Genomic DNA, 21627 nt, shown 5'->3' with positions numbered 1-21627 from the left:
TCGTGTATCGGCAAGGGGCCGGAACTGCTGTCAGTAAGGTGTCAGGATGCACGTGCGCGAAGGAGTCGAGTCCCCGAACGACGAGGCGCCGGTCGAATCGGCTCGCCGGCAACGGACCCGCGAGCGGCTCGTCGACGCCGCCTACGAGGTGTTCGCCGAACTCGGGGTGCATGCGGCTTCGGTCGAGCAGATCAGTGAGCGCGCCGGGTTCACCCGAGGTGCCTTCTACTCCAACTTCGAATCGAAGGAGGAGCTGTTCTTCGCGCTCGAGTCGCGGGAGAACCAGCTCCGCCTCGACCGGCTGGAGGCCGGATTGCAGACCGTCAGCCCGTCGCTCCTCGACGCAGCGGGCCGGTACACCGAGGGATCACTCGAAGCCCTGATCCGCGCGTTCCTCGAACTCCAGCCGGACGACCGCCGCTGGTGCCTCGTGCAGTCGGAGTTCCGGATGCTCGCGATGCGCGACTCCGGCGTCGCCGCCCGGTACCTCCAGCATCAGGAGAGCGCGGGCCGGCAGCTCGCCGCGTGGCTCGACCAGGCGGCCGGGCTGGCGCGCGTCAGGTTCACGATCCCGACGCCCGACATCGCGAACATCGTCGTCGCCCTCTACGAGTCGGCGATCCAGACGGCGGTCCTCATGGACCCGGACGGCGACGAGGGCTCGCCGCGCGAACTCGCCATGCGGACGCTCCCGGCCATCGTCCGGGCCCTCACCGAGGCCGTCGACGACTGAAGGCGGTTCCGCTCGTCCGGGCCCGCTCCGGTGTCTCCGTGAGCGGGCCCGGGACGGTGGTGTCGGGTTCCGGCCCGGCTCAGCCGCTGAGGGCCGAGGTCGGTGGGGTCCTGGCTGCGCGGATCGCCGGGTAGAGGCCGGCGATCGCGCCGATCACCAGCGTGGCGCCGACCCCCGCGAGCAGTACCTCCGGCGGTACGGCCGTCGGCCAGTCGTTCATCGCGGCGACGACACTCGTCACCGCCGTTCCGAGGCCTGCGCCCGCGACCCCGCCGAGGGCGGAGAGCAGGAGGGCCTCGGTCAGGAACTGCGATCGGATGTGGCCGCGGGTGGCACCGAGCGCTCGACGCAGGCCGATCTCCCGTCGACGTTCGAGCACGGAGATCACCATCGTGTTCGCGACCCCGATCCCGCCGACGAGGAGGGCGACCGAGCCGAGCCCCAGGAGGAGGCCGGTGAAGGCTTGATCGGCGGCCTGTTTGGCGGCGAGGGCGTCCGACGGTCTGGAGACCTCGACCTCCTCGGGCGCCGCGGGGTTCACCGTGCGGGGGAGGAGGTCGCGGACGGCCTCGACGCGCTCATCGGTGGACCGTTCGTACACCGTGGTCGGTTCGCCGTCGTACCCGAAGCGTTCGGCGGCGACGGTCTCGCCGATCATCGCCGCGGTGTCGAGTTCCGGTGCGAGGTCGAGCGGCTCCAGGATGCCCACCACCGTGACGTACTGGTCGCCGAGCTGGATCATCGAACCGACCGTCGTGATGCCCAGTCGTTCTGCGGCCTTGGACCCCAGGACGACGGCGGGGTAGCTCCCCGTCGCCCGGTTCAGCCAGTCGCCGGAGGCGAGCTTCCCGCCGACGACGTCGAGCAGGCCCTCCGACACCGCGGCCGCCCAGAGGCCGCCGCTCGACGCTCGGTCGATGAGGCTGCTGCGGTAGACGAGCACACCGTCGAGCGCCGCTGCCGAGCCGGCGTGTTCGACGCCGTCGATCAGCCCCACCTTGCCGACGGTGTTCGCGGGCAGGGTCGCCGCCTCGCCGAAGAGGTTCTTGCCCGGTTGGACGGTCAGCAGGTTCGTCCCGAGGGCGGAGAGCTGCGCCTGCAGTTTCGCCTGACTGGACGAGGAGATCCCGACGACCGCGATCATCGCCGCGATACCGATCGCGATCCCCAGCGCGGACAGGACCGCACGTGTCGGCCGTGCCCGGAGACCCGTCGTCCCGAGCCGGAGGATGTCGCGACCGAGGAGCCGTGACCGACGGTCGTGGTCGAGATTCATGGACCCGCTCATGCGGCGCGCCCCGAGTCGCTGACGATGTGGCCGTCACGGATCGCCACCTGCCGGGGCAGTCGCGCTGCGAGTTCGGCGTCGTGCGTGATGACCACGACGGTGGTCCCCGCCCCGTGGAGTTCGTGCAGGAGGTCGACGATGCTCGCCCCGGACACGGAGTCCAGGTTGCCGGTGGGTTCGTCGGCGAGGAGCAGCGGCGGGTCGCCGACCACGGCGCGTGCGATCGCGACCCGCTGCCGCTCACCGCCGGAGAGCTGCGTGGGACGATGACCGAGTCGGTGGCCGAGGCCGACGCGTTCGAGGGCGACGACCGCTCGTCGACGGCGCTCGGCCCGGGGGACGCCGGCGTAGATGAGGCCGTCGGCGACGTTGTCGACCGTGGTCGAGCCGTCGGCGAGATGGAACTGCTGGAACACGAAGCCGATGCGGTACGCGCGGAGCGCCGAGAGCTTCGCGTCCGAGAGGCGCCCGACGTCCGAGCCGGCGATCCGCGCGGTGCCGCTGGTGGGACGGTCGAGCGTCCCGATGAGGTTGAGCATCGTCGACTTCCCGGAGCCGCTCGGTCCGACGATCGCGACGAACTCACCCTCCTCGACCACCAGGTCGACGCCGGCGAGCGCGAGGGTGGGTGGCTCTCCGTATTCGCGGGTGACTCCCTCGAGGTGGATGATCGGTGGTCTGGCCGCCCGTGCCGGTGCGGCGGGCGATACCGTCCTGGGGCCCGTCATGACACCGGCACCACGACGTCGAGACCCTCGCGGACACCGTCTCCCGAGACCTCGACCCGCCCGTCGGCGAACAGCCCCGTCGTGACGGGGACCTGCTGATGCTTCCCCTTCCCGTCGACGACCTCGACGCCGAAGGTCGTGTCGTCGATGGCGATGAGCGCTTCGACCGGCACGGAGAGGACGTTCTCGCGTCGTTCCGTGGGGAAGCCGACCGTGACGGTCGCGCGTTGGAGCTCCGCGGCCGCCGCAGGGTCGTCCAGGGTGACACCGACGGGGATCGTGACCTTCTTCTGACCGTCCGCGTCCGATTCGGTCGGGACGCCGACATCGCTCACCGTGCCGGTCGTGCGCTGGCCGCCGGGGAGGTTCACGTCGACCGTCGTCCCGACGACGCCGAGACGCTGATCCGCCAGCTTGAGCGGGACGTCGATGCGCTTGGTCAGCGACGACACGGTGACGACCTTGTCCGAGGCGGCGGTGCCGACCGCGGCGTCCACCGACGCGATCCTGACGTCGCCCGGCATGAAGACGACGGAGCCGAGCTCCAGTCGTCCCGTCTCCTCGACGCCGAGGGCCTCCTGCCACCGCTCGATGGCACGCGCGGTGGACGCGGCGAACTCGTCGTCCGGTTCGCGGTCGAAGTACCCGAGCGCCGCGAGGCTCATCTCGAGTTGCCGGACGTCCGGTCCGTCGCTCATGCCCGACCCGAACGCACGCCAGGCGGGGAGCGGTCCGTGCAGGAGTGTGACCGGGACGTTGTCGACGGCGTAGAGGGTGCCGCCGAGCGACACCGTGCTGCCAGGGGCGGGGACCGCGGTGACGATGCCGGCCCCGCCGCCGATGGTCCGCTGATCGGCGTAGTCGAGGGTGCCGGTCGCCTGGGTCGTACCGGCGAGCTCGCCTGTCGTGATCGGTGCGGTACCCGTGCGGACGGTGTTCGACGGCTCCTCCTGGCCGGTTGGTCCGGCCGAGGACAGAGCCGCGATGCTCGCGACGGCGCCGCCCGAGATCAGGACGGCGCCGACGCAGAGGGCTGCGACGATCCGAGGACGGATGCTCATCGGCCGGTCGAGCCGGTCGAGCTGCCGTTGCTCAGGTCGAGGCCGCAGGCGTCGAGCACATCCTCAGGGACGTCACTCGGGATGTTCATCGCCTCGCCCTTGACCGGGTCGGGGACGTCGATGCCGTGCTCGCGGAAGCACTCGGCCATCTGGAGCTGCTCGTCGAACCGGTCCGAGACGGGTACGTCGCCGCCTGACGGTGCGGGCGGGGTTCCGAGCTTGTCGGTGCACGTCTTGGACGCGGCCGTGAAGGCTTCCGGGTCAGCGTCGCCGAGGCTGATGGCTGCGCCGGAGCCGTCCTTGCCGGGGTCGGGGAGGTCCACCCCCTCGTCGCGCATGCAGGAGGCGAAGGCGAGCTGCCAGTCCTCGAAGCTCTGGACGGTCGACGGGGTCTTGGACGGGGACTCGGATTCGGGTGAGCCTGACGCGCAGGCGGCGAGCGATCCGACGAGGAACGGGATGGCGATCAGCGCGGCGAGCGTGCTGAACGGCCGACGGACGGGACGGGTGGTGGTGGTGGTGTGCACGGGCATGGTCGCTCCTTCGTTGCGTGCTGACTGGTGACGACCAGTCCACTCGGTGACGCGTTGCCCGGGCGTCAAGGAAACCGTTGACGTTCTCGGAACATCGCGCAGCGCACGATGACTAACCGACATTCGGGGTACGCCCGATCGGTGTCCGTACGCTCGCCGGGTCACCCACCCACCCGCTCATCGAAAGGAACCCCCATGCGCGTCCTGATCGCCGAGGACGAGGCCTACCTGGCCGAAGCGATCCGCTCGGGTCTCCGGCAGGCCGCGATCGCCGCCGACGTCGCGCTCGACGGCGACGCCGCGCTGGAGGCGCTCACGATCAACGACTACGACGTCATCCTCCTCGATCGCGATCTGCCGGGCACCCATGGCGACGACGTCTGCCGCATCGTCGTCGCCGAGCACCCCGAGGTCCGCGTCATGATGCTCACGGCCGCCCGCCGACTCGACGACACCGTCTCCGGGCTGGGGCTCGGAGCCGACGACTACCTCGCGAAGCCGTTCGAGTTCCCCGAGCTCATCGCCCGCCTCCGAGCCCTGGCCCGCCGCACCACCGAGTCCCGTCCTCCGGTCCTGGAGCGCGCCGGCGTCCGACTCGACCCGTTCCGACGGGAGGTCTTCCGCGACGGCGCCTACGTCAAGCTCTCGCGCAAGGAGTTCGCCGTCCTGGAGCAACTGCTGCTCGCCGACGGCGGTGTGGTGAGCGCGGAGACGCTCCTCGAGAAGGCGTGGGACGAGAACGTCGACCCCTTCACGAACACCATCCGCGTGACGATCTCGAACCTCCGCCGTCGCCTCGGCCGACCGTGGGTGATCACGACGGTACCCGGTGTCGGATACCGGATCGAGGGCGACTGATGCCGCGCACCGCCGCCGCGGGCCGGGCCGCCCGACCCAGCCGCCTGACCGTCCGCCTCCGCCTGACGCTCACCTACGCTGCGCTGTTCACGATCGCCGGGTCCGTCATGCTCGTCCTCATCTACACCTTCATGCGGTACGTCCCGACCTACGCGATCACCTCGATCCGCACGACGACGGGCACCGTCGACGCGACACGCCTGGAGGCGGCGACACCGACCGACGGCCCTGGTGACGCCGCGACCTACCGACCGGTGGAAGGCCTGACCTCGGCCGACGGCGGCGCTGCGCTCATCGTGTCCGACCAGGGGGACATCCTGAACACCCTGCTGGTGTGGTCCCTCATCGTCCTCGTCGTCCTCGCCGGTGCGAGCGCGTGGGTCGGGTGGCTCATGTCGGGTCGACTCCTCCGGCCGCTGCAGGAGATCAACCGGGCGGCGCAGCGCGCGGCCGCCGGCTCGCTCGACCACCGGGTCGCGCTCGCGGGACCACGCGACGAGATCACCGACCTCTCCGACACCGTCGACCACATGCTCGAACGACTCGAGCGCGCGTTCCACGCCCACCAGCGGTTCGCCGCGAACGCCTCGCACGAGTTGCGGACGCCGCTCGACGTCGCCGCACAGGACGAGCACCTCGACGAAGCGACCGTCCGCGAACTCATCACCCGCCTGCGCGACACGAACACGCGCAGCATCCGGACCGTGGAGGCCGTCCTCGACCTCGCCGACCTCGGACACACCGAGCTCGGCGTCGCGGAGGTCGAGCTCGACGAGATCGTCGCCGACGCCGTCGCCGCGGTGTCCACGGCCGCAGCGGCCCGTGGTCTCCGGTGCACCACCGATCTCGAGGAGTGCTCCGTCCTGGGCGACGCGGGGATGCTGCAGCACCTGTGCGGGAACCTCGTCCAGAACGCCGTCCGGCACAATGTCGACGGCGGGTTCGTGCACGTGTCGCTGGCCCGCGCGGGCACACCGGAGGATGCCGTGGTGCTCCGGGTCGAGAACTCCGGCGAGTACCTCCCGGCCGAGGCCGTCGCGCGGCTCACGGAGCCGTTCTACCGCGTCGGTGGCCGTGTCGCGGGCGACGCCGAGCGGTCACGGGGACTCGGACTCGCCATCGTGGAGAGCATCGTCGAAGTGCACGGTGCGGAGATGCGCCTCGCCGCCCGCCCCTCGGGTGGCCTCGTCGTCACCGTCACGTTCCCGGCGGGTCGAGGAGACGCGGCGACCGAGGCGTCGGCTCACCTCGCCGGTTCGGCTCGTTCGCCGCGCGCCCACACGAAGAAGCCGGCGAGTGTGAACGCACCGTAGAACAGGTACATCGACGCCGAGACCCAGTACCCGGCTCCGAACAGGAGCGGCACCCCGACGATGTCCACCGCCACCCAGATGAGCCAGAACTCGACCCACCGTTTCGCCATGCCCCAGGTGGCGAGCAGGGAGCCCATGAAGATCCAGGCGTCGGCCCAGACCGGTTCGTAGGAGCCGAGCGCGCGGAAGAGCGGCGTCAACAGGAGTGTCCCACCCACCAGCAGGGCGACGAGCACGAGGCGGGCGCGCGCACCGGCCCATCGGGGCCTGATGACCGACACGGGACCGGTCGCCGTCTCGACGTGCTCGTTGCGCCGCCACTGCACCCACCCGTAGACCGAGACGACGATGAACATGAGCTGCCGGCCGGCTTGGCCGAGGAGGTTCGTCGGGTTCGGTGTGTGGAACACGGCACCGAGGAAGACGGTCAGCAGTAGGGCGTTCCCGATGATCCCGACGGGCCAGGCCCAGGCTCGGCGACGCATGCCGCCGAGGGCGCTCGCCAGGCCGAACAGGTTGCCGACGACCTCGCGCCAGAGGACCACCTGGTCGCCGATCGTGAAGGTCGCGTCGAAGAGCCAGAGGAGGAATCCCACTGCTGTGCTCCGTTCCGACGACCCGCGGCCACGCGGCCGACGGTCCACCGTACAACGAGCGGAGCCGCCTCCCGATCGGGAGGCGGCTCCGGGACGGCGTGGAGCGGCTAGCTCGCGGAGGGGACTCCGCCGCCGGCCGCGACGACCTGCTCGAGGAAGGCGTCGGTGGCCTTCGCCTGGGCGCGCATGACCCGCTCGGCGTCCTCGGCACTCCGCGCCTCGGCGGCCGCCACGAGGCCTGCGACGTACGCGGCGAAGATGTCCCACTGGAAGAACTCGATCGTGGGCAGCGCGGTGTAGGTCACCCTCGTGTTCATCTGGCGGGCGACCTGCTGCAGCAGCGAGTTGCCGGAGCGCTCGACCATGAAGTCGGCGAAGTCGGAGGAGGAGCGGAGCACGTGCTTGTCGCGGGCCTCGATGTCGGCGAGGACGGCGTCGCCGAGCGCACGGAACGTCTCAACGTCCTCGTCCGTGAAGTGCGGGATGCTCCAGCGCGCGCTGAGCTCGTGGAACCCGTTCAGGAGTCGCAGCGCTTCCGCGTACTGCTCCAACGTCGGCTTGGCGACGCGGGTGTACCGCTGCGGAGCGGTCTCGACGAGGCCGATGTCGGCGAGCTTGCTGATGGCCTCGCGGATCGGGGTGCGCGACACCCCCAGCCACTTCTCGAGTTCCTCGTCGTTCAGGCGTTCCCCGGGCTCGAGCGTGCCGTCCTCGATGGCGGTCAGCAGCTGGTCGAACACGATGTCGCGGAGGAGCTTCCGAGGGCTCGACTCGACGGTCTTGGGCACGGGCATGGGTCTCCGATCGTCGAGCTGGGATGTGACCTGTTCAGGATACCGATATCCGAGGTGTGTTGGACAGTTTCACGCCTCATGTGTTGTGGATCATGCGGGGAAACATCGACATCTTGACAAGTATTTGATATTCTAGGTGTGCCATTCACTCGATGGGCGGTTCCCATCAGCCTCTGCACCCGTTCCCGCTCAGCTGCACCCGGGCGCTTCCCTCGCCCGCCAGGAGGTCTTCCGAGCGCTCGATCACTGGAGTCACCATGTCCACCGGTCTTGCCGTCAGCGTGCTCGAATGCCCCTCGGTCCCTGAGGTGGCGGGCTTCTACGCGATGCTCGGGGCGCGCATCAGTCGGCTGGACGCCGCGACCGAACGCCGCCTCCACGTCTCGGTGGGTGGCGGTGAGCTCCTCTACATCGAGCGACGCGGGAGCGTACCGGTGTCGACGGGCGGGGAGCGGGACTCGGTCTGCATCCTCGCGGCGGTGAGCCCGAAGGCGCTGTACCTGGAGTTCGCCCGACGCATGTTGACTCACTGCGGTGAGGTGTTCGAGGTCGGTGTACCGGCGCTCCTCCCGGAGGACCATGGCGGTCGACACGGAGAGCGCTACCCGGGTTTCGGCCTCGTCGACCCGGCGGGGAATCTCATCCGGTTCGTCCGCGCCGGGTACTTCGACCGGTTCCGGCCCCTGCCGTCGGCATCGCTCCTCACGGCCTGAGGGCCGGGCTCTTGCTATCCTGGCGCGCACGCATGCACCCCCAGCATCGCGGGAAGGCGGGACTCATGTCGGTCGCAGCTGCGGAGGGGGATGGGGTGCGTCCTCGGCGGATCCACCTGTTCCAGACCCTCGGCGCGCTCATCGGTGGCGTGACCCGGGTCACCGTCCCCTCGCTCGGCGATGCCGAACGCGCCGCGTTGGTGGCGGAGATGGATGTGATCGTACGACTGATCGGGCGGGCCGACCCCGTGGGCTACGCCGAACACTCCTGGCGGCTCATGGACCATCTCGTGGCCTGCTGCCCGAACCGCATCCTCGTCACGACCGCCCGCGACGCCCTCGCGCTCCTGTCGCCGCACCTGTCGGTGACCGCCGAGACTGAATGGCTCGACTGGGCCGAGCTGGGCGTCGACTTCCCGATCCTTCGCGATGCCGTCGCCGAGGGTGACGCGATCGCGGCGGAGTTGGCCGTCGAGCGTCTCTTCGGCATGGCTGCTTCTCCTGCATGATGCCCTTCGATGCATGACGCATGACCCGGACGCATTCCAACATCTGATATGCTGAAGAGGTCGCTTGCGACCACATCCATGGAGACGCCGGCCCGGACATTCGGGTTCCCGGCCTGAGCGCCCGTGGGTGAGTCGGGTGGGTGGGTTTCGGGTATCCGCCCACCCGACGGAACAGCCCCCGCGCCTTCGGGCGCGGGGGCTGTGTCACGGCTTCTGATCAGCCGATGGTGGATCAGCCGATGACCGGCCCGAAGCGCTGCGGCAGGACGCTCTTCGACACCTGGCGCAGCTCGGAGACCGTCATGGTCAAGACGTCCTGGATCTCGAGGGCGGGCTCGGTCGCCTCGCCGACGGCGGAGGCGTCGGTCACACCGATGCGGAGCACGGGGTACCCGCGGCCCTCGCACAGCCCCTGGAACTTCACGTCGTCCTCGCGCGGAACGGAGACGAGCACCCGGCCCGTGGACTCCGAGAAGAGCGCCGTGGTGAGGTCGACGCCGTCGCGGCTGAGCACCTCGCCCAGGAAGACGCGCGCGCCGACACCGAAGCGCATGACGCTCTCGGCCAGCGCCTGAGCAAGGCCACCGTCGGAGAGGTCGTGGGCGGAGGACACGAGGCCCTCCTTCGCCGCGGCGTGCAGCAGCTCGGCCAACGTCTTCTCGCCCGCGAGGTCCACCTTGGGCGGGTGTCCGCCGAGGTGGTCGTGGATCGTGCCGGCCCAGGCGGAACCGTCGAGTTCGAGTGCCGTGGTGCCGAGGAGGTACAGGTTGTCGCCCTCGTCCTGCCAGCCGCTCGGGATGCGGCGCGCGACGTCGTCGATCACGCCGAGCACGCCGACAACGGGCGTCGGGAAGATCGGGACGTCGCCCGTCTGGTTGTAGAACGACACGTTGCCACCGGTAACGGGCACGCCGAGTTCGAGGCAGGCGTCCGACAGGCCGGCGACAGCCTCGGAGAACTGCCACATGACCTCGGGGTTCTCCGGTGAGCCGAAGTTCAGGCAATCGGTGACGGCTGCGGGCACCGCGCCGGTGACGGCGACGTTGCGGTACGCCTCCGCGAGGGCGAGCTGCGCGCCCTGGCGGGGGTCGAGCTGGCAGTAGCGGCCGTTGGCGTCGGTCGCGATCGCGAAGCCGAGACCGGACTCCTCGTCGACACGGATCATGCCGCCGTCGTCGGGGAAGGAGAGCGCCGTGTTGCCCATCACGTAGTAGTCGTACTGGTTGGTGATCCAGCTCTTGTCGGCGAGGTTCGCGGAACCGAGGAGGGCACGGAACTGCTGCTCGAGCTCGGCCGGTGCGTCGGTGCGGGGGAGCGCCGACGCGGAGTCGGCCTGCAGGGCGTCGATCCAGGTGGGATACGCGACCGGGCGCTCGTAGACCGGGCCGTCGACCGCGACGGTCGAGGGGTCGACATTGACGATCTCCTCGCCGTGCCAGTTGATGACGAGGCGGCCGGTGTCGGTGACCTCGCCGAGCACGGAGGTCTCGACGTCCCACTTGTCGGTGACGGCCAGGAAGGCGTCGAGCTTGCCCGGCTCGACGACGGCCATCATGCGCTCCTGCGACTCCGACATGAGGATCTCCTCGGGCGTGAGCGAGGGGTCGCGAAGGAGGACGTGCGAGAGCTCGACGAACATGCCGCCGTCGCCGTTGGCCGCGAGCTCACTCGTGGCGCAGGAGATCCCGGCGGCGCCGAGGTCCTGGATGCCCTCGACGAGGCTGTCGCGGTACAGCTCGAGACAGCACTCGATGAGCACCTTCTCGGCGAACGGGTCGCCGACCTGGACGGCCGGTCGCTTCGTGGGGCCGTTGGCGTCGAACGAGTCCGACGCGAGGATGGAGGCGCCACCGATGCCGTCGCCACCGGTGCGGGCACCGAACAGGACGATCTTGTTGCCGACGCCCGAGGCGTTGGCGAGGCGGAGGTCCTCGTGACGCAGGACGCCGACCGACAGGGCGTTGACGAGCGGGTTGCCCTGGTACACCTTGTCGAAGTAGGTCTCGCCGCCGATGTTCGGCAGGCCGAGGCAGTTGCCATAGGAGGAGATGCCGGCGGTGACCCCGTGCACGACGCGCGCCGTGTCGGGGTGGTCGATGTCGCCGAAGCGGAGCTGGTCCATGATCGCGACCGGACGTGCACCCATCGAGATGATGTCGCGCACGATGCCGCCGACGCCCGTCGCCGCACCCTGGAAGGGCTCGATGTAGGAGGGGTGGTTGTGGCTCTCCACCTTGAAGGTGACGGCCCAGCCCTCACCGACGTCGATGACGCCCGCGTTCTCGCCCATGCCGACCATGAGGTTCTTCTTCATCTCGTCCGTGACCTTCTGCCCGAACTGGCGCAGGTAGATCTTGCTGGACTTGTACGAGCAGTGCTCGCTCCACATGACGGAGTACATCGCGAGTTCGCCGCTCGTGGGACGCCGGCCGAGGATCTCGCGGATCTTCGCGTACTCGTCGGCCTTCAGACCGAGCGCGCCGTAGGGCTGCTCGCGATCCGGGGTCGCGATCGCGTTCTCGACGGTGTCGGCGACGGCGGAAGTGGTGGGGGTGGTGGTCGTCACGAGGGCAGGACTCCAAAGGAAGAGGGGGGATGCCGGACCCACCAATCTTAGCGGCGCGCGGTGACGAACAGATCCTCGGATGGGCGTCGGAGGTCGAGGCCGATTCGTCACGGCGTGGTGCTGGATTCGGGGTCGCTTCACGAGCTTCGAGATCGACCGTGACGAACGGCGTGATGGCTGCGTCCTATCACCAACGAAGCGATCAACCGCTCGCTCGAGACGAACCAGGAAGGGCAACACCATGTCGAACACCACCTCCTCCCCGAAGCCCACCGTCACGAAGGGTGTCGTCGGTGAGAACAACGCGGCGACCCAGGCGAACACCTACGGCAAGACGGTGATCGACAACGGTGTGGTCGCGAAGATCGCCGGCATCGCCGCCCGCGAGGTCCGCGGTGTGCACGCCCTCGGTGGCGGCGCAGCCCGCGCCTTCGGTGCCATCCGCGACGCCATCGGCTCCTCCGACCTGTCGCAGGGCATCCGCGTCGAGGTCGGCGAGACCCAGGTCGCCGTCGACGTCGTGATCGTCGCCGACTACCCGGTCGACCTGCAGGCCGTCGCCGGCGAGGTCCGCGCCTCGATCATCCGCGCGATCGAGCAGTTCGTCGGCATGGAGGTCACCGAGGTCAACGTGACCGTCAGCGACGTCTTCATCCCGTCCGAGGACGAGGACCAGGACGCTGAGGCGCGAGTCCAGTGACCGCGACCAACACCGGCATCCTGATCGGCGCCGTCCTCGCCCTCAGCTGGGTGGCCTTCGGGTTCTGGGCGTTCGTGTTCGTCGCTGTCGCGATGGGGATCGGTGCTCTCGTGGCCCGCATCGTCACCGGCCAGACCGACCTGAACGCGATCGTCGACGCCGTCCGCGGGAAGCGCGTCTCGTCATGACCACCGCCGTCCTCGACCGCGGGGTCACCCCGGTCGCCGAAGCGCCCGTCGTGCACCCGCACGGCGGGCCGGGCCGGACGCGGATCACCGCGAAGGCCCTCGAGCACGTCGCCGTCAACATCGCGGCCGAATCGCTCGGGGTCCCGGCGGGACGCGTGAAGGTCGACCTCGCCGACGACCGGGGCGCGCTCGCGCTCATCGTCACCTCGCCGATGCGCGCGATCCCGTTGGCGCGCGTCTCGGCCGCCCCGGAGGCGCTCCAGCGTTCCGGGGGCTCCATCGTCGAGCGGGTCTCGGCCGCCACCGCAGCCATCGCCGCGCGCGTCGAACAGTTGTCCGGCTCGAGCGTCTCGCGCGTCTCCATCCGCGTGAGCGGACTCGAGATCGACCAGGAAGGACGGGTCTCATGACCGCCACCGCAGCCACGACCCCGGCCGCCGGTCCGACCAAGGTGCTCCGTCGCCTGGCTCGCCGCGAGCTGCACTCGCCACGTTCCACCGCCGCGATCCTCCTCGCCGTCCTCCTCGTGCTCGTCGCGCTCTGGATCGCCGTCGAGACGCTGCTCGCCCTCATCGGCGTCCGCCCGCTCCTCGTCGCTCCTGGCGAGATCCCGGGCGCTGCGGCGAGTCTGCCGACCACGCAGCCCGTCATCCTCGGCGTCGCGGGGGCACTCGTGCTCGTCCTCGGCGTGATCCTCCTCGGGATCGCCATCGGACCCGGGCGTCGGCACCGTCACCTGTTGTCGACCGGTCGCGTCCTCGCGGTCGTCGACGACGAGGTCATCGCCTCCGCCCTCGCACAACGCGCCTCGACGACGGCCGCCACGCACCCGGACGGCACCTCGGTGGCCGTCGGGCGACGCAGCGCGGCGATCCGCATCACCCCGGCCAGCGGCATGCCCGTCGACCGCTCGGAGGTCGACCGCGCCGTCGCAGCAGACCTCGACGCGTTCGGCCTGCAGCCGTCGCTCCGCGCTACCACCTCCATCTCGTCGAACGGGAAGGTCGGACAGTGAACTCCACCAACCGCGGACTCAACCGTCTGCTCATCCTCATCGTCGGACTCCTCCTCGTCGTCCTCGGGGCAGCGGCGCTCGCCGTCGTCACCGTGCCCGTCGTCGCCGACTGGTGGCGCGACAACCGTGGCTCCGTGCTCGACACGATCGACGGCTGGTTCGCCTGGAACCCGTTCGCCGCGGTGCCGGGCACGGACGCCGGTCAGACGGCCCCGATCCTCGTCCCGATCGCCGGGATCGTGCTGCTCGTGATCGTCGCCGCCCTGCTCATCTCGTTCGTCCTGCGACAGGGGCGTGGCCGTTCCGGGATCGTGCATCGCGCCTCGGTCGACCACGGCGACATCGTGCTCCAGACGGACGTCGCGGCCGACGCCCTCGGTGATGCGCTCGACGACACGGAGGCGTTCTCGGCCGTCCGGGTCTCCGCATGGGACGTGAACCGGGCGCAGGCGCTCAAGGTCGCCGTGACCTGCCGGCGCGGCGTCTCGCCCCGCACGGCAGTGGAGACCGTCAGCTCGGCCGTCGAGTCCCTCGACCGCCTGCTCGGCGTCGAGCTCCCCGTCCTCGTCGAGGTCGGTGGTGGCTTCCGAGCCGCCAAACCGAAACGCGTCCTGCAGTGATCGTCACTGCGCAGGACGCGCCGGTGCAATTGCAAGCCCCAGTCCGAATCGGCTGATCCGCAGCCCCGCGTCGCAGAATGCCAGTGTCGCGGAATGAACCATCGGGACACATCAACGCCCCACGGCGCATCCGTGGGAGAGGGAGCAACACCATGGGTAAGAAGATCCTCCTCATCATCGTCGGCCTCGTCGCCTTCGGCGCCTACACGCTCGGCGCGAAGGCCGGGCGCACGCGGTACCGCGAGATCAAGCACGCCGCCGAAGAGTTCTGGAACGACCCGCGCGTCGAGAAGGCCCGCAAGCAGGCCGTGAAGAAGGCGAAGAAGGCCACGGCGAAGGCGCAGAAGGAAGTCCAGAAGAAGCTGCACTGAGCTGAGCTGAGCTGAGCTGAGCTGAGCTGCGCCGGCCCCTGGGTCGGTCGCCGAGTCGGCCCGCCGCAACGAGAACGCCGTCCACCCGCCTGAGTTCAGGCGGGTGGACGGCGTTCTGTCGTGGAACGGCGTCGATCAGCCGACGAGCGGGCGGAGCCCCTCGACGAGCGGCGTCGTCGGCCGGCCGATCAGGCGGCTGAGGTCGCCGGAGGTGTCCCCGAGCAGGCCGTCGCGGGTGTTGCCGTCGAGCGCGACGACGAAGCCGACCGTGCCCTCGTCGAGACCGGCGGCCAGGAGCGCCTTCGAGTGGTCCTCGGGGGAGAGGTCCTGGTAGGTGACCTCGCGACCGATGAGCTCGCCGATCGCCTGGGCCAATTCGGGCTGAGTCCAGGCGACGTCTCCGGAGAGTTCGTAGACGGCGCCCTCGTGGCCGTCGGTGGTGAGGACGACGGCTGCCGCCTCCGCGTAGTCGGTGCGGGACGCGCTCGACACGCGTCCGTCGCCGACGCTCCCGACGAAGGACCCGGTCGCCTTGGCCTGGTCGACGGCCTGGCCGTAGTTCTCCGTGTACCAACCGTTGCGCAGGATGGTGAACGGGACGCCGGAGGCGCGGAGGAGTTCCTCGGTCGCCTTGTGCTCCGGCGCGAGGATGAGGGGCGAGGTGTCGGCCTTCGAGGCGCTCGTGTACACGATGCGGGCGACGCCGGCGCGCTTGGCGGCGTCGATGACGTTGGCGTGCTGGGCGACGCGCTGACCGACCTCGCTGCTGGAGACGAGCAGGACGGTGTCGCCGGCCTCGAGGGCGGCGTCGAGCGTGCTCGGGTCGGCGAAGTCGACCGTCGCGGTGCGCACACCCTGTGCGGCGAGGTCGGCGAGGGCCTCGGTGCGGCGGCCGGTGGCGACGATGGAGGCGGGATCGGTTCCACGGGCGAGCAGGTGCTCGACGACGAGGTGGCCGAGGTGGCCGGTGGCTCCGGTGACGACGAGAGACATGATGGTCCTTTCGTTGGGGTTCGCTGAGGAGGAACCCGCTCGTCATCACATTACTTCCCGATCTGCAGTACCCACTTTCAGGTAAGCTACTGTCTTCGACGTAAGGAATGAGCCATGACAAGCGGAACCGTCCAGCTGGGAAGACGCCCGGGATTCACCGACGGCGTCCTGCCCGCGGCATGCCCGTCGCGCACGGTGCTCGACCACGTCACGAGCAAGTGGGGCGTGCTCGTCCTGCTCGCCCTGTCCGACGGCACCCACCGCTGGGGTGAGCTCCGGCGAGTGGTCCAGGGCATCAGCGAGAAGATGCTCGCGCAGACCCTGCGGACCCTCGAGGAGGACGGACTCGTCGTCCGGGTCGCCCACCCCGAGATCCCGCCCCGGGTCGAATACAGCCTGAGCGATCGGGGCCGGGACCTCAACGAGCACCTGATGCCGCTCATGGCGTGGATCGACGGGAACGCGTCGGAGATCCTCGGTCGCTAGGCGGTCCGGCCGAGCGCCGCAAGGACGTCGACGAGGGTCGACGGATCGCCGACGTTGCCCGGCACGACGACGTAGAGCTTCTCCTCGTCCTCCGGGGTGACCACGCTCCAGATGCTCACTCCCGGCAACACCTGGCCGAGCACCCGTGCGCGCCGTGCACCGAGTCCGACCCGGGCGACCTCGGCTGAGGTGATGCCGCCCTTCGACACGACGACCTCCACCGATCGTCGGAGCGCAGCGGTCGCCGACGTCAACGCGATCATCACGCGCTCGCCGTGGTCGAGCGTGTTGTGCGAGGCGTCCCGTTCCCGCTCCGACGAGATGGCGGCGAACCCCGTCGCGGCGAGTCTCGGTCGAGCGACCTCCGCCACCGCCCGTCCGGTGGCGACCGCATCCTGGAGGGCGTCGCTCGTGGGGACGATCTCGGCGGGGCCGAACGCCGCCTCGACGGGCGCGAGCTGTCGCGTCGCACCGATGGTGTGGGAGCCGCAGACGAGGAGCACGGCGACCGGCTCCGCCACGAGCGGCGAGGGGAGCAGGCCGTCGCTCTCGACCCCCGCGATGGCCGCGGCGAGGGGTGACGCGGACCGGACGACCACGTCGGCTCCGTCGGCCCAGGCTGCCGTGATGGCCTGGGCGATGATCCGGACGTCGTCTCCGGTCTCCGCGTCCGGAAGGAGCACCGTTCCGGGAACGGCATCACGGAGGGCTGCTCGGAACTCGGCGGCGCCGTCGCGGAGACCCGCAAGATCGAAGTGGGTGGCCTCCCGCCCGGACTGTTCGCGCACATAGTCCGGCAGATGTCCCGAGCGGAACGGGAACACGGGGTCCTGGGCGTACTCCGTCTCGTGGGCGGGCAGTGTCTCGTCACCGATCCGGACGTAGTGGGTGCCGTCGATCGTCGTGCGCCCACCCTCCGGGAAGGCCGGGACGAACACGATGACGCTGCGGTCTCCGGTGAAGACGGCGGTCTCGGGGAACACGTGCCCGCGCAGGGTCGAGTCGCCGCGGAGCACGACATGGATACGTTCTCCCAGACGACGACCGGCCTCCGCCGCCTGGTCACGGGTGCGTTCCAGGAGCGCCACGGCCTCGTCCTCCGGGACGGCACGGGTGTTGGTGAGCAGGTAGACGGCGTCGGCAGAGCCGAGCGCGGTCTCCAGGAGGTCGGCGTCCCACTCCAGTAGGACGTCGACGCCGGACGCCGACTGCGTGCCCGTGGGGTCGTCGTCGAGGATGAGGGTCTTCATGGCGTCCTAAGCGGTGTCGTCGCGACGGAGTTCGGTGAGTACGCGATCGACGATACTGGTCGTCGCGAGTCCGTAGCGTTCGTGAAGGGTCGGGAGCGCCCCGGCGTCGAGGAACGCGTCGGGGAGGCCGATCGGGACGACCCGCTTCCCGAGCCCGCGGCGCACGACCGCGCTCGCGACCGTCTCGAACAGCCCACCGACGACGGTGTGGTTCTCGAGGGTCACCGCAAGGCGCGGCGTATCGATCTCGGCGAGGACCGTCGCCTCGTCGAACGGCTTGATCGTCGGCGTGTGGACGACCGAGACATCGAGATGATGTGCCGCGAGCGCCTCCGCCGCCTGCAGGGCCCGCATCGTCATGAGCCCGCTGGAGATGAGCACGACGTCGGCACCGGGTCGGAGGACTTTCGCCTGACCGAGCTCGAAGGTGTAGTCGTATTCGTCGAGGACCATCGGGACGTTCCCTCGGAGCAGTCGGAGGTAGGTCGGGCCTTCATGGGCGGCGAGCTGCGGGACGGCCTGCTCGATGTCGAGGGCGTCGCACGGGTCGACGATCGTGAGGTTCGGCATGCCGCGGAAGATCGCGACGTCCTCGGTCGCCTGGTGGCTGGGTCCGTACCCCGTCGTGAGTCCAGGGAGCCCGCCCACGATGTTGACGTTGAGGTTCGGCTCGGCGATGTCGAGGCAGATGAAGTCGTACGCCCGACGGGCGGCGAAGACGGAGTAGGTCGACGCGAAGGGGACGAGACCCGTCTCCGCCATGCCGGCGGCGGTGCCGTACAGCAACTGCTCGGCCATCCCCATCTGGAAGAAGCGCTCCGGGTGGGCCTTCGCGAAGACGTGCATGTCGGTGTACTTGCTGAGGTCGGCGGACAGGCCGACGACGCGGGGGTCCGTCTCGGCGAGCTTCGCGAGCGCGTGTCCGAAGGGCGCAGGCGAGGTGCGCTGACCGGGGTCGGCGAACGACGCGATCATCGCGGACGTCTTGAGCCTCGGGGTCGTGATCGTGGTGCTCATGCCTGGTCCGTCCCGTCGAATCCTGCGGTCAGTTGGTCGCGGCACAGCTGCCACTCGTGTTCGTCGATCTTCATGAAGTGCGCCTTCTCCCGCTGCTCGAGCAGTGGTACGCCGCGTCCGACGAGGGTGTCGCAGAGGATCACGGCCGGGGTGCCGTCGGCGGCGGAGACCGCGGTCGCCCGGTCGACGGCCGTCAGCAGGGCGTCGACGTCGTTGCCGTCGACGCGCTGGGTGAACCAGCCGAACGACGCCCATTTCTCGTGGGCCGGTTCGATGCTGAGGACGCTGGCCGTGGGGCCGTCCGCCTGCAGAGCGTTCATGTCGACGAAGGCCAGGAGGTTGCCGAGGCGGTGGTGGTGCGCGCCCATCGCGGCCTCCCAGGTGGACCCTTCGTCGAGTTCACCGTCGGACAGGAAGTTCACGACGCGGGCGTCGTTCCCCTGCAGACGGAGGCCGAGGGCCATGCCCACAGCGACGCCCAGCCCGTGGCCGAGGGAACCGCCGGAGATCTCCATGCCGGGGGTGTAGCTGGCCATGCCGGACATCGGGAGGCGGGAGTCGTCGGAACCGTAGGTCTCCAGTTCCTCGACCGGGACGACTCCCGCTTCGGCGAGCGCCGCGTACAGGCCGATCGCGTAGTGACCGGTCGACAGCAGGAAGCGGTCGCGACCCTCCCAGTGCGGGTCGGACGGGCGGAGCCGCAGGAGGTCGGCGTAGGCGGTGGCGAGGATGTCGGCGGCGCCGAGTCCCTGGCCGACGTAACCCTGGCCCTGCACCTCGCCCATGTCGAGGATGTGGTGACGGATGCGGTAAGCGGCCGCCGCGACGGCGGCGCTTCGCGACGAGCGGGTCGCGGTCTGGTCGACCGCGCTGGTGATGGTGGAGGTCATGCGGGGTTCCTTCCGGATCGGGTGGTGACGGCGTCGGTCGCCCGCCACCACCCGGTGGATCGTGGAGCGGGATCAGCGGCGGAGGAGCTCGGCCTGACGGCCGTCCGGTCGGGACAGCTGCCCCGTCTTGATGGGCGCGGTCTCGCGGGCGGTGAGCGCGCAGAGGGTGGAGACGATCCCGAGTGCGCTGAGGAGCACAGCGGGGCCGATCCAACCGATCCAGCCGTAGAGAGCAGTCGCGATGAAGGGCAGGAGGCCCGCGATGACGCTCGCACCGTTGTAGCCGAGCGAGATGCCCGACGAACGAACGTTGCGGTCGAACTGCTCGGCGAACCAGGACCCCTCAACGGCGAAGATCGGGTCGTGGCTCAGGATCAGGCTCAGGGTGACGGCGACGATGATCATGATGACCGCGCCCGTGTTGATGAGCAGGAACATCGGGATGCCGAACAGGATCGTGAAGATCGAGCCGATGAGGAAGACGTTCCGACGGCCGATACGGTCGCTGAGCGCGCCGTAGGCGAGGTGCGTCCCGAGGCCGAGCGCCGAGCCGACGAGCGTGCCGTACAGGACGTACTGCTTGTCGGAGACACCGGCGAGGACGACATACGACAGGGCGAAGCTCGTCGTGATGTAGTAGCCGCCGGTCTCGGCGAGACGCAGGCCGATGATCCGCAGGATGATCCGCCAGTCCTGCTTGATGACCTGTACCGCGGGGCGCTTGTGGATCTCGCCGGCGGCCTTCATCTGCTCGAAGTCGGGCGACTCGTGGATGCCGAGGCGGATCCAGAGGCCGATGGCGACCATCACGATGGAGAACAGGAACGGCACCCTCCACACCCAGTCGCCCTCGAACAATGCGGCGCTCAGGAGGAAGGAACCGTTCGCGAGCAGCAGGCCGGCGGGGATGCCGATCTGCGGGACCGCGCCGAAGAACCCGCGACGGCGGAGGGGAGCGTGCTCGACCGCCATCAGGACGGCGCCGCCCCACTCGGCGCCGTATCCGATGCCCTGCACCGCGCGCAGAACGATCAGGAGGATCGGCGCGAGGACACCGACGGACGCGTAGGTCGGGAGGACACCGATGAGGAACGTCGCGACGCCCATGATCGACAGCGCCCAGATGAGGATGGTCTTGCGGCCGATCCGGTCACCGAAGTGGCCCGCGAGGTAGCCGCCGAGCGGACGGAAGAGGAAGCCGATCGCCAGGGTCGCGAAGCTCGCGAGGACACCGACGAAGGCGTTCTCCGCGTGGAAGAAGGCCGTGCCGAAGTAGGCGGCCGCTGCGGTGCCGTAGATGAAGAAGTCGTAGCTCTCGACGGCCGTCCCGATCATGGAGGCCGTCGAGACCTTGATCGGGTTGTCCTTCACCGGAGCCGGAGCCGGTGCTGGGGTGGGGTGTGCCATGGGTTCCTCCTTGAACGAATGGTGCGGGGTCGTGCGGTCGTGCGACGCTCAGATGCTCTGGCGGTAGGTCTCGATCACGCGGGAGTCGTCGCGGGTGCCCAGGCCGGCTTCGGCCGCGGCCAGGTACCGCGCGCGGGCGGCGTCGAGGACGGGCGTCGACGCCCCCGCAGCGCTCGCCGCATCGGCCACGAGTCCGGCGTCCTTGACGAAGATGTTGATCTGGCTCGTGACCTCGACGTCGGTGCCCTGCAGCATCCGCGGCCCGCGGTCGGAGAGCATCCAAGACGCCGCGGCGCCGGACTCGACCAGGGGGAGGACGGTCGCCGGGTCGAGGCCGAGCGATTCGGCGAGGGCGAGCGCTTCGGCGGCCGCGACGATGTGCACGGCGCAGAGGTGCTGGTTGACCACCTTAATGCCCTGACCGTCGCCGACGGCCTCGCCGACGATCCGGACGGCGCCGAGCGCCCCGAGCACGCCCGACACAGCGTCGGTCGCCGCGGTGGGGCCGGACACGAAGAGGGTCAGTTCGCCGGTACGGGCCCGGGCGACGCCGCCGGTGACCGGCGCGTCGACGACGGCTGCCCCGGCTCCGGCGAGGCGGGCGCCCTGCTCGGCGACGGACGCGGGGCCGACCGTGCTCATGACCACCCAGGTCTGTCCGGCGACGTCCGTGGCCTCGAGCGCCTGGTCGACGAGGGTCGAGAGCTGGTCCGGGGTCGCCACCATGACGATGACGACCTCGGCCCGGGGTGCTTCAGCGATCGAGGACACGGCGTCGACGCCGACGGCGGAGGCGCGCTCGTGCGCTGCGGGGAACGGGTCGACGCCTGTGACGCGGTGGCCGGCGGCCACGAGCTGGGCGGCCATCGGGAGCCCGATCGCGCCGATGCCGACGAAGGTGAGCGTGGTTGCGGGCTGTGGCGTCGTCGCCATGGCGTCCTCCATCGGTGCGCGGGGTGAGCGGATGATTGGTTGAACCAATCTGCTGCGGACGATCC

Annotated in this window: 25 protein-coding genes; 12 read left to right on the top strand and 13 right to left on the bottom strand. The window is 70.0% G+C overall.

What is annotated here, in order from left to right; all coding sequences use genetic code 11:
* Positions 1–52: 52 nt before the first annotated feature.
* Complete coding sequence (locus tag ASE44_RS09395; RefSeq protein ID WP_162235745.1) at positions 53–733, top strand: TetR/AcrR family transcriptional regulator; 681 nt, start codon at positions 53–55, stop codon at positions 731–733.
* Positions 734–812: 79 nt separating this feature from the next.
* On the opposite strand, the gene ASE44_RS09390 is transcribed toward ASE44_RS09395, so the two are convergent.
* Genes ASE44_RS09390 through ASE44_RS09375 form a run of 4 tightly spaced genes read right to left on the bottom strand, consistent with a single transcriptional unit; the run spans position 813 to position 4343 of the window.
* Positions 813–2009 (bottom strand): ABC transporter permease, encoded by a 1197-nt coding sequence (locus ASE44_RS09390; RefSeq protein ID WP_157579839.1) that lies wholly within the window; start codon positions 2007–2009, stop codon positions 813–815.
* Positions 2010–2017: 8 nt separating this feature from the next.
* Positions 2018–2749, bottom strand: coding sequence for an ABC transporter ATP-binding protein (locus ASE44_RS09385; RefSeq protein WP_056779202.1), 732 nt, complete (start codon positions 2747–2749; stop codon positions 2018–2020).
* Entirely contained in the window at positions 2746–3810 is a 1065-nt protein-coding gene (locus ASE44_RS09380; RefSeq protein WP_056779200.1) for a peptidoglycan-binding protein, read from the bottom strand. The genes ASE44_RS09385 and ASE44_RS09380 overlap by 4 nt, the downstream gene beginning before the upstream one ends.
* On the bottom strand, positions 3807–4343 hold the full coding sequence (locus ASE44_RS09375; RefSeq protein WP_056779197.1) for a hypothetical protein: 537 nt from the start codon (positions 4341–4343) through the stop codon (positions 3807–3809). The genes ASE44_RS09380 and ASE44_RS09375 overlap by 4 nt, the downstream gene beginning before the upstream one ends.
* Positions 4344–4538: 195 nt before the next feature.
* On the opposite strand from ASE44_RS09375, the gene ASE44_RS09370 reads away from it, so the two are divergent.
* Together ASE44_RS09370 and ASE44_RS09365 are read left to right on the top strand one after the other, a co-directional pair.
* Entirely contained in the window at positions 4539–5201 is a 663-nt protein-coding gene (locus ASE44_RS09370) for a response regulator transcription factor (RefSeq protein ID WP_056779196.1), read from the top strand.
* On the top strand, positions 5201–6514 hold the full coding sequence (locus ASE44_RS09365) for a cell wall metabolism sensor histidine kinase WalK (RefSeq protein ID WP_056779193.1): 1314 nt from the start codon (positions 5201–5203) through the stop codon (positions 6512–6514). Before ASE44_RS09370 ends, ASE44_RS09365 begins: the two co-directional genes overlap by 1 nt.
* On the opposite strand, the gene pnuC is transcribed toward ASE44_RS09365, so the two are convergent.
* Positions 6445–7110, bottom strand: coding sequence for a nicotinamide riboside transporter PnuC (gene pnuC, locus ASE44_RS09360; protein ID WP_056779192.1), 666 nt, complete (start codon positions 7108–7110; stop codon positions 6445–6447). The two genes, ASE44_RS09365 and pnuC, sit on opposite strands and share 70 nt — an antisense overlap.
* A 107-nt stretch (positions 7111–7217) precedes the next feature.
* A complete protein-coding gene (locus tag ASE44_RS18675) occupies positions 7218–7904 on the bottom strand; it encodes a GntR family transcriptional regulator (protein WP_056779191.1) in 687 nt (228 codons plus the stop codon).
* 257 nt (positions 7905–8161) lie between these two features.
* Between ASE44_RS18675 and ASE44_RS09350 the strand changes: the two genes are divergently transcribed.
* On the top strand, positions 8162–8617 hold the full coding sequence (locus ASE44_RS09350) for a hypothetical protein (protein ID WP_056779190.1): 456 nt from the start codon (positions 8162–8164) through the stop codon (positions 8615–8617).
* 65 nt (positions 8618–8682) lie between these two features.
* Positions 8683–9126 carry an FCD domain-containing protein gene (locus ASE44_RS09345; protein WP_157579838.1) on the top strand — a complete coding sequence of 148 codons (444 nt, stop codon included), beginning with the start codon at positions 8683–8685 and terminating at the stop codon, positions 9124–9126.
* Positions 9127–9358: 232 nt separating this feature from the next.
* Here the strand turns inward: ASE44_RS09345 and purL are convergent, their stop codons facing one another.
* A complete protein-coding gene (gene purL, locus ASE44_RS09340; RefSeq protein WP_056008796.1) occupies positions 9359–11692 on the bottom strand; it encodes a phosphoribosylformylglycinamidine synthase subunit PurL in 2334 nt (777 codons plus the stop codon).
* 241 nt (positions 11693–11933) lie between these two features.
* Between purL and ASE44_RS09335 the strand changes: the two genes are divergently transcribed.
* The 6 genes from ASE44_RS09335 (at position 11934) to ASE44_RS09310 (ending at position 14586) form a co-directional block, all read left to right on the top strand.
* Positions 11934–12392 carry an Asp23/Gls24 family envelope stress response protein gene (locus ASE44_RS09335; RefSeq protein ID WP_056008793.1) on the top strand — a complete coding sequence of 153 codons (459 nt, stop codon included), beginning with the start codon at positions 11934–11936 and terminating at the stop codon, positions 12390–12392.
* The gene (locus ASE44_RS09330; RefSeq protein ID WP_056008790.1) at positions 12389–12580 is read left to right on the top strand and encodes a DUF2273 domain-containing protein; all 192 of its coding nucleotides are present in this window, start codon (positions 12389–12391) and stop codon (positions 12578–12580) included. The genes ASE44_RS09335 and ASE44_RS09330 overlap by 4 nt, the downstream gene beginning before the upstream one ends.
* Entirely contained in the window at positions 12577–12990 is a 414-nt protein-coding gene (locus ASE44_RS09325; RefSeq protein WP_056008787.1) for a hypothetical protein, read from the top strand. The genes ASE44_RS09330 and ASE44_RS09325 overlap by 4 nt, the downstream gene beginning before the upstream one ends.
* Complete coding sequence (locus ASE44_RS09320; protein WP_056008783.1) at positions 12987–13595, top strand: DUF6286 domain-containing protein; 609 nt, start codon at positions 12987–12989, stop codon at positions 13593–13595. Before ASE44_RS09325 ends, ASE44_RS09320 begins: the two co-directional genes overlap by 4 nt.
* The gene (locus ASE44_RS09315) at positions 13592–14215 is read left to right on the top strand and encodes a hypothetical protein (RefSeq protein WP_056779188.1); all 624 of its coding nucleotides are present in this window, start codon (positions 13592–13594) and stop codon (positions 14213–14215) included. The genes ASE44_RS09320 and ASE44_RS09315 overlap by 4 nt, the downstream gene beginning before the upstream one ends.
* Before the next feature lie 152 nt (positions 14216–14367).
* Entirely contained in the window at positions 14368–14586 is a 219-nt protein-coding gene (locus ASE44_RS09310) for a hypothetical protein (RefSeq protein WP_056008777.1), read from the top strand.
* A gap of 135 nt (positions 14587–14721) precedes the next feature.
* Here the strand turns inward: ASE44_RS09310 and ASE44_RS09305 are convergent, their stop codons facing one another.
* Positions 14722–15579: an SDR family oxidoreductase gene (locus ASE44_RS09305; RefSeq protein ID WP_056779187.1), complete on the bottom strand. Its 858-nt coding sequence runs from the start codon at positions 15577–15579 to the stop codon at positions 14722–14724.
* A gap of 114 nt (positions 15580–15693) precedes the next feature.
* On the opposite strand from ASE44_RS09305, the gene ASE44_RS09300 reads away from it, so the two are divergent.
* Positions 15694–16065, top strand: a complete 372-nt coding sequence (locus ASE44_RS09300) for a helix-turn-helix domain-containing protein (RefSeq protein ID WP_056779186.1) — start codon at positions 15694–15696, stop codon at positions 16063–16065.
* Here ASE44_RS09300 and ASE44_RS09295 read toward each other — a convergent pair.
* From ASE44_RS09295 to ASE44_RS09275, 5 genes are all read right to left on the bottom strand, one after another.
* Entirely contained in the window at positions 16062–17315 is a 1254-nt protein-coding gene (locus tag ASE44_RS09295) for a four-carbon acid sugar kinase family protein (RefSeq protein WP_056779185.1), read from the bottom strand. The two genes, ASE44_RS09300 and ASE44_RS09295, sit on opposite strands and share 4 nt — an antisense overlap.
* 6 nt (positions 17316–17321) lie before the next feature.
* Complete coding sequence (locus ASE44_RS09290; RefSeq protein ID WP_056779183.1) at positions 17322–18332, bottom strand: transketolase family protein; 1011 nt, start codon at positions 18330–18332, stop codon at positions 17322–17324.
* Complete coding sequence (locus ASE44_RS09285) at positions 18329–19222, bottom strand: transketolase (protein WP_056779182.1); 894 nt, start codon at positions 19220–19222, stop codon at positions 18329–18331. The genes ASE44_RS09290 and ASE44_RS09285 overlap by 4 nt, the downstream gene beginning before the upstream one ends.
* A gap of 72 nt (positions 19223–19294) precedes the next feature.
* Positions 19295–20629 carry an MFS transporter gene (locus tag ASE44_RS09280; protein WP_056779180.1) on the bottom strand — a complete coding sequence of 445 codons (1335 nt, stop codon included), beginning with the start codon at positions 20627–20629 and terminating at the stop codon, positions 19295–19297.
* A gap of 48 nt (positions 20630–20677) precedes the next feature.
* Positions 20678–21562, bottom strand: coding sequence for an NAD(P)-dependent oxidoreductase (locus ASE44_RS09275; protein WP_157579837.1), 885 nt, complete (start codon positions 21560–21562; stop codon positions 20678–20680).
* Positions 21563–21627: the final 65 nt, after the last annotated feature.

Origin of the sequence: Plantibacter sp. Leaf1 (assembly GCF_001421315.1) — a bacterium.
Classification (GTDB): Bacteria; Actinomycetota; Actinomycetes; order Actinomycetales; family Microbacteriaceae; genus Plantibacter.
This window is presented reverse-complemented; position numbering and strand designations above follow the sequence as displayed.

What these genes read in the sequence shown, in the direction of transcription:
- ASE44_RS09390 (WP_157579839.1), bottom strand. Translation starts at nt 2,009, where the DNA reads ATGAATCTCGACCACGACCGTCGGTCACGGCTCCTCGGTCGCGACATC.
- ASE44_RS09385 (WP_056779202.1), bottom strand. Translation starts at nt 2,749, where the DNA reads ATGACGGGCCCCAGGACGGTATCGCCCGCCGCACCGGCACGGGCGGCC.
- ASE44_RS09380 (WP_056779200.1), bottom strand. Translation starts at nt 3,810, where the DNA reads ATGAGCATCCGTCCTCGGATCGTCGCAGCCCTCTGCGTCGGCGCCGTC.
- ASE44_RS09375 (WP_056779197.1), bottom strand. Translation starts at nt 4,343, where the DNA reads ATGCCCGTGCACACCACCACCACCACCCGTCCCGTCCGTCGGCCGTTC.
- ASE44_RS09370 (WP_056779196.1), top strand. Translation starts at nt 4,539, where the DNA reads ATGCGCGTCCTGATCGCCGAGGACGAGGCCTACCTGGCCGAAGCGATC.
- ASE44_RS09365 (WP_056779193.1), top strand. Translation starts at nt 5,201, where the DNA reads ATGCCGCGCACCGCCGCCGCGGGCCGGGCCGCCCGACCCAGCCGCCTG.
- ASE44_RS18675 (WP_056779191.1), bottom strand. Translation starts at nt 7,904, where the DNA reads ATGCCCGTGCCCAAGACCGTCGAGTCGAGCCCTCGGAAGCTCCTCCGC.
- ASE44_RS09350 (WP_056779190.1), top strand. Translation starts at nt 8,162, where the DNA reads ATGTCCACCGGTCTTGCCGTCAGCGTGCTCGAATGCCCCTCGGTCCCT.
- ASE44_RS09345 (WP_157579838.1), top strand. Translation starts at nt 8,683, where the DNA reads ATGTCGGTCGCAGCTGCGGAGGGGGATGGGGTGCGTCCTCGGCGGATC.
- ASE44_RS09335 (WP_056008793.1), top strand. Translation starts at nt 11,934, where the DNA reads ATGTCGAACACCACCTCCTCCCCGAAGCCCACCGTCACGAAGGGTGTC.
- ASE44_RS09325 (WP_056008787.1), top strand. Translation starts at nt 12,577, where the DNA reads ATGACCACCGCCGTCCTCGACCGCGGGGTCACCCCGGTCGCCGAAGCG.
- ASE44_RS09320 (WP_056008783.1), top strand. Translation starts at nt 12,987, where the DNA reads ATGACCGCCACCGCAGCCACGACCCCGGCCGCCGGTCCGACCAAGGTG.
- ASE44_RS09310 (WP_056008777.1), top strand. Translation starts at nt 14,368, where the DNA reads ATGGGTAAGAAGATCCTCCTCATCATCGTCGGCCTCGTCGCCTTCGGC.
- ASE44_RS09305 (WP_056779187.1), bottom strand. Translation starts at nt 15,579, where the DNA reads ATGTCTCTCGTCGTCACCGGAGCCACCGGCCACCTCGGCCACCTCGTC.
- ASE44_RS09300 (WP_056779186.1), top strand. Translation starts at nt 15,694, where the DNA reads ATGACAAGCGGAACCGTCCAGCTGGGAAGACGCCCGGGATTCACCGAC.
- ASE44_RS09295 (WP_056779185.1), bottom strand. Translation starts at nt 17,315, where the DNA reads ATGAAGACCCTCATCCTCGACGACGACCCCACGGGCACGCAGTCGGCG.
- ASE44_RS09290 (WP_056779183.1), bottom strand. Translation starts at nt 18,332, where the DNA reads ATGAGCACCACGATCACGACCCCGAGGCTCAAGACGTCCGCGATGATC.
- ASE44_RS09285 (WP_056779182.1), bottom strand. Translation starts at nt 19,222, where the DNA reads ATGACCTCCACCATCACCAGCGCGGTCGACCAGACCGCGACCCGCTCG.
- ASE44_RS09280 (WP_056779180.1), bottom strand. Translation starts at nt 20,629, where the DNA reads ATGGCACACCCCACCCCAGCACCGGCTCCGGCTCCGGTGAAGGACAAC.
- ASE44_RS09275 (WP_157579837.1), bottom strand. Translation starts at nt 21,562, where the DNA reads ATGGCGACGACGCCACAGCCCGCAACCACGCTCACCTTCGTCGGCATC.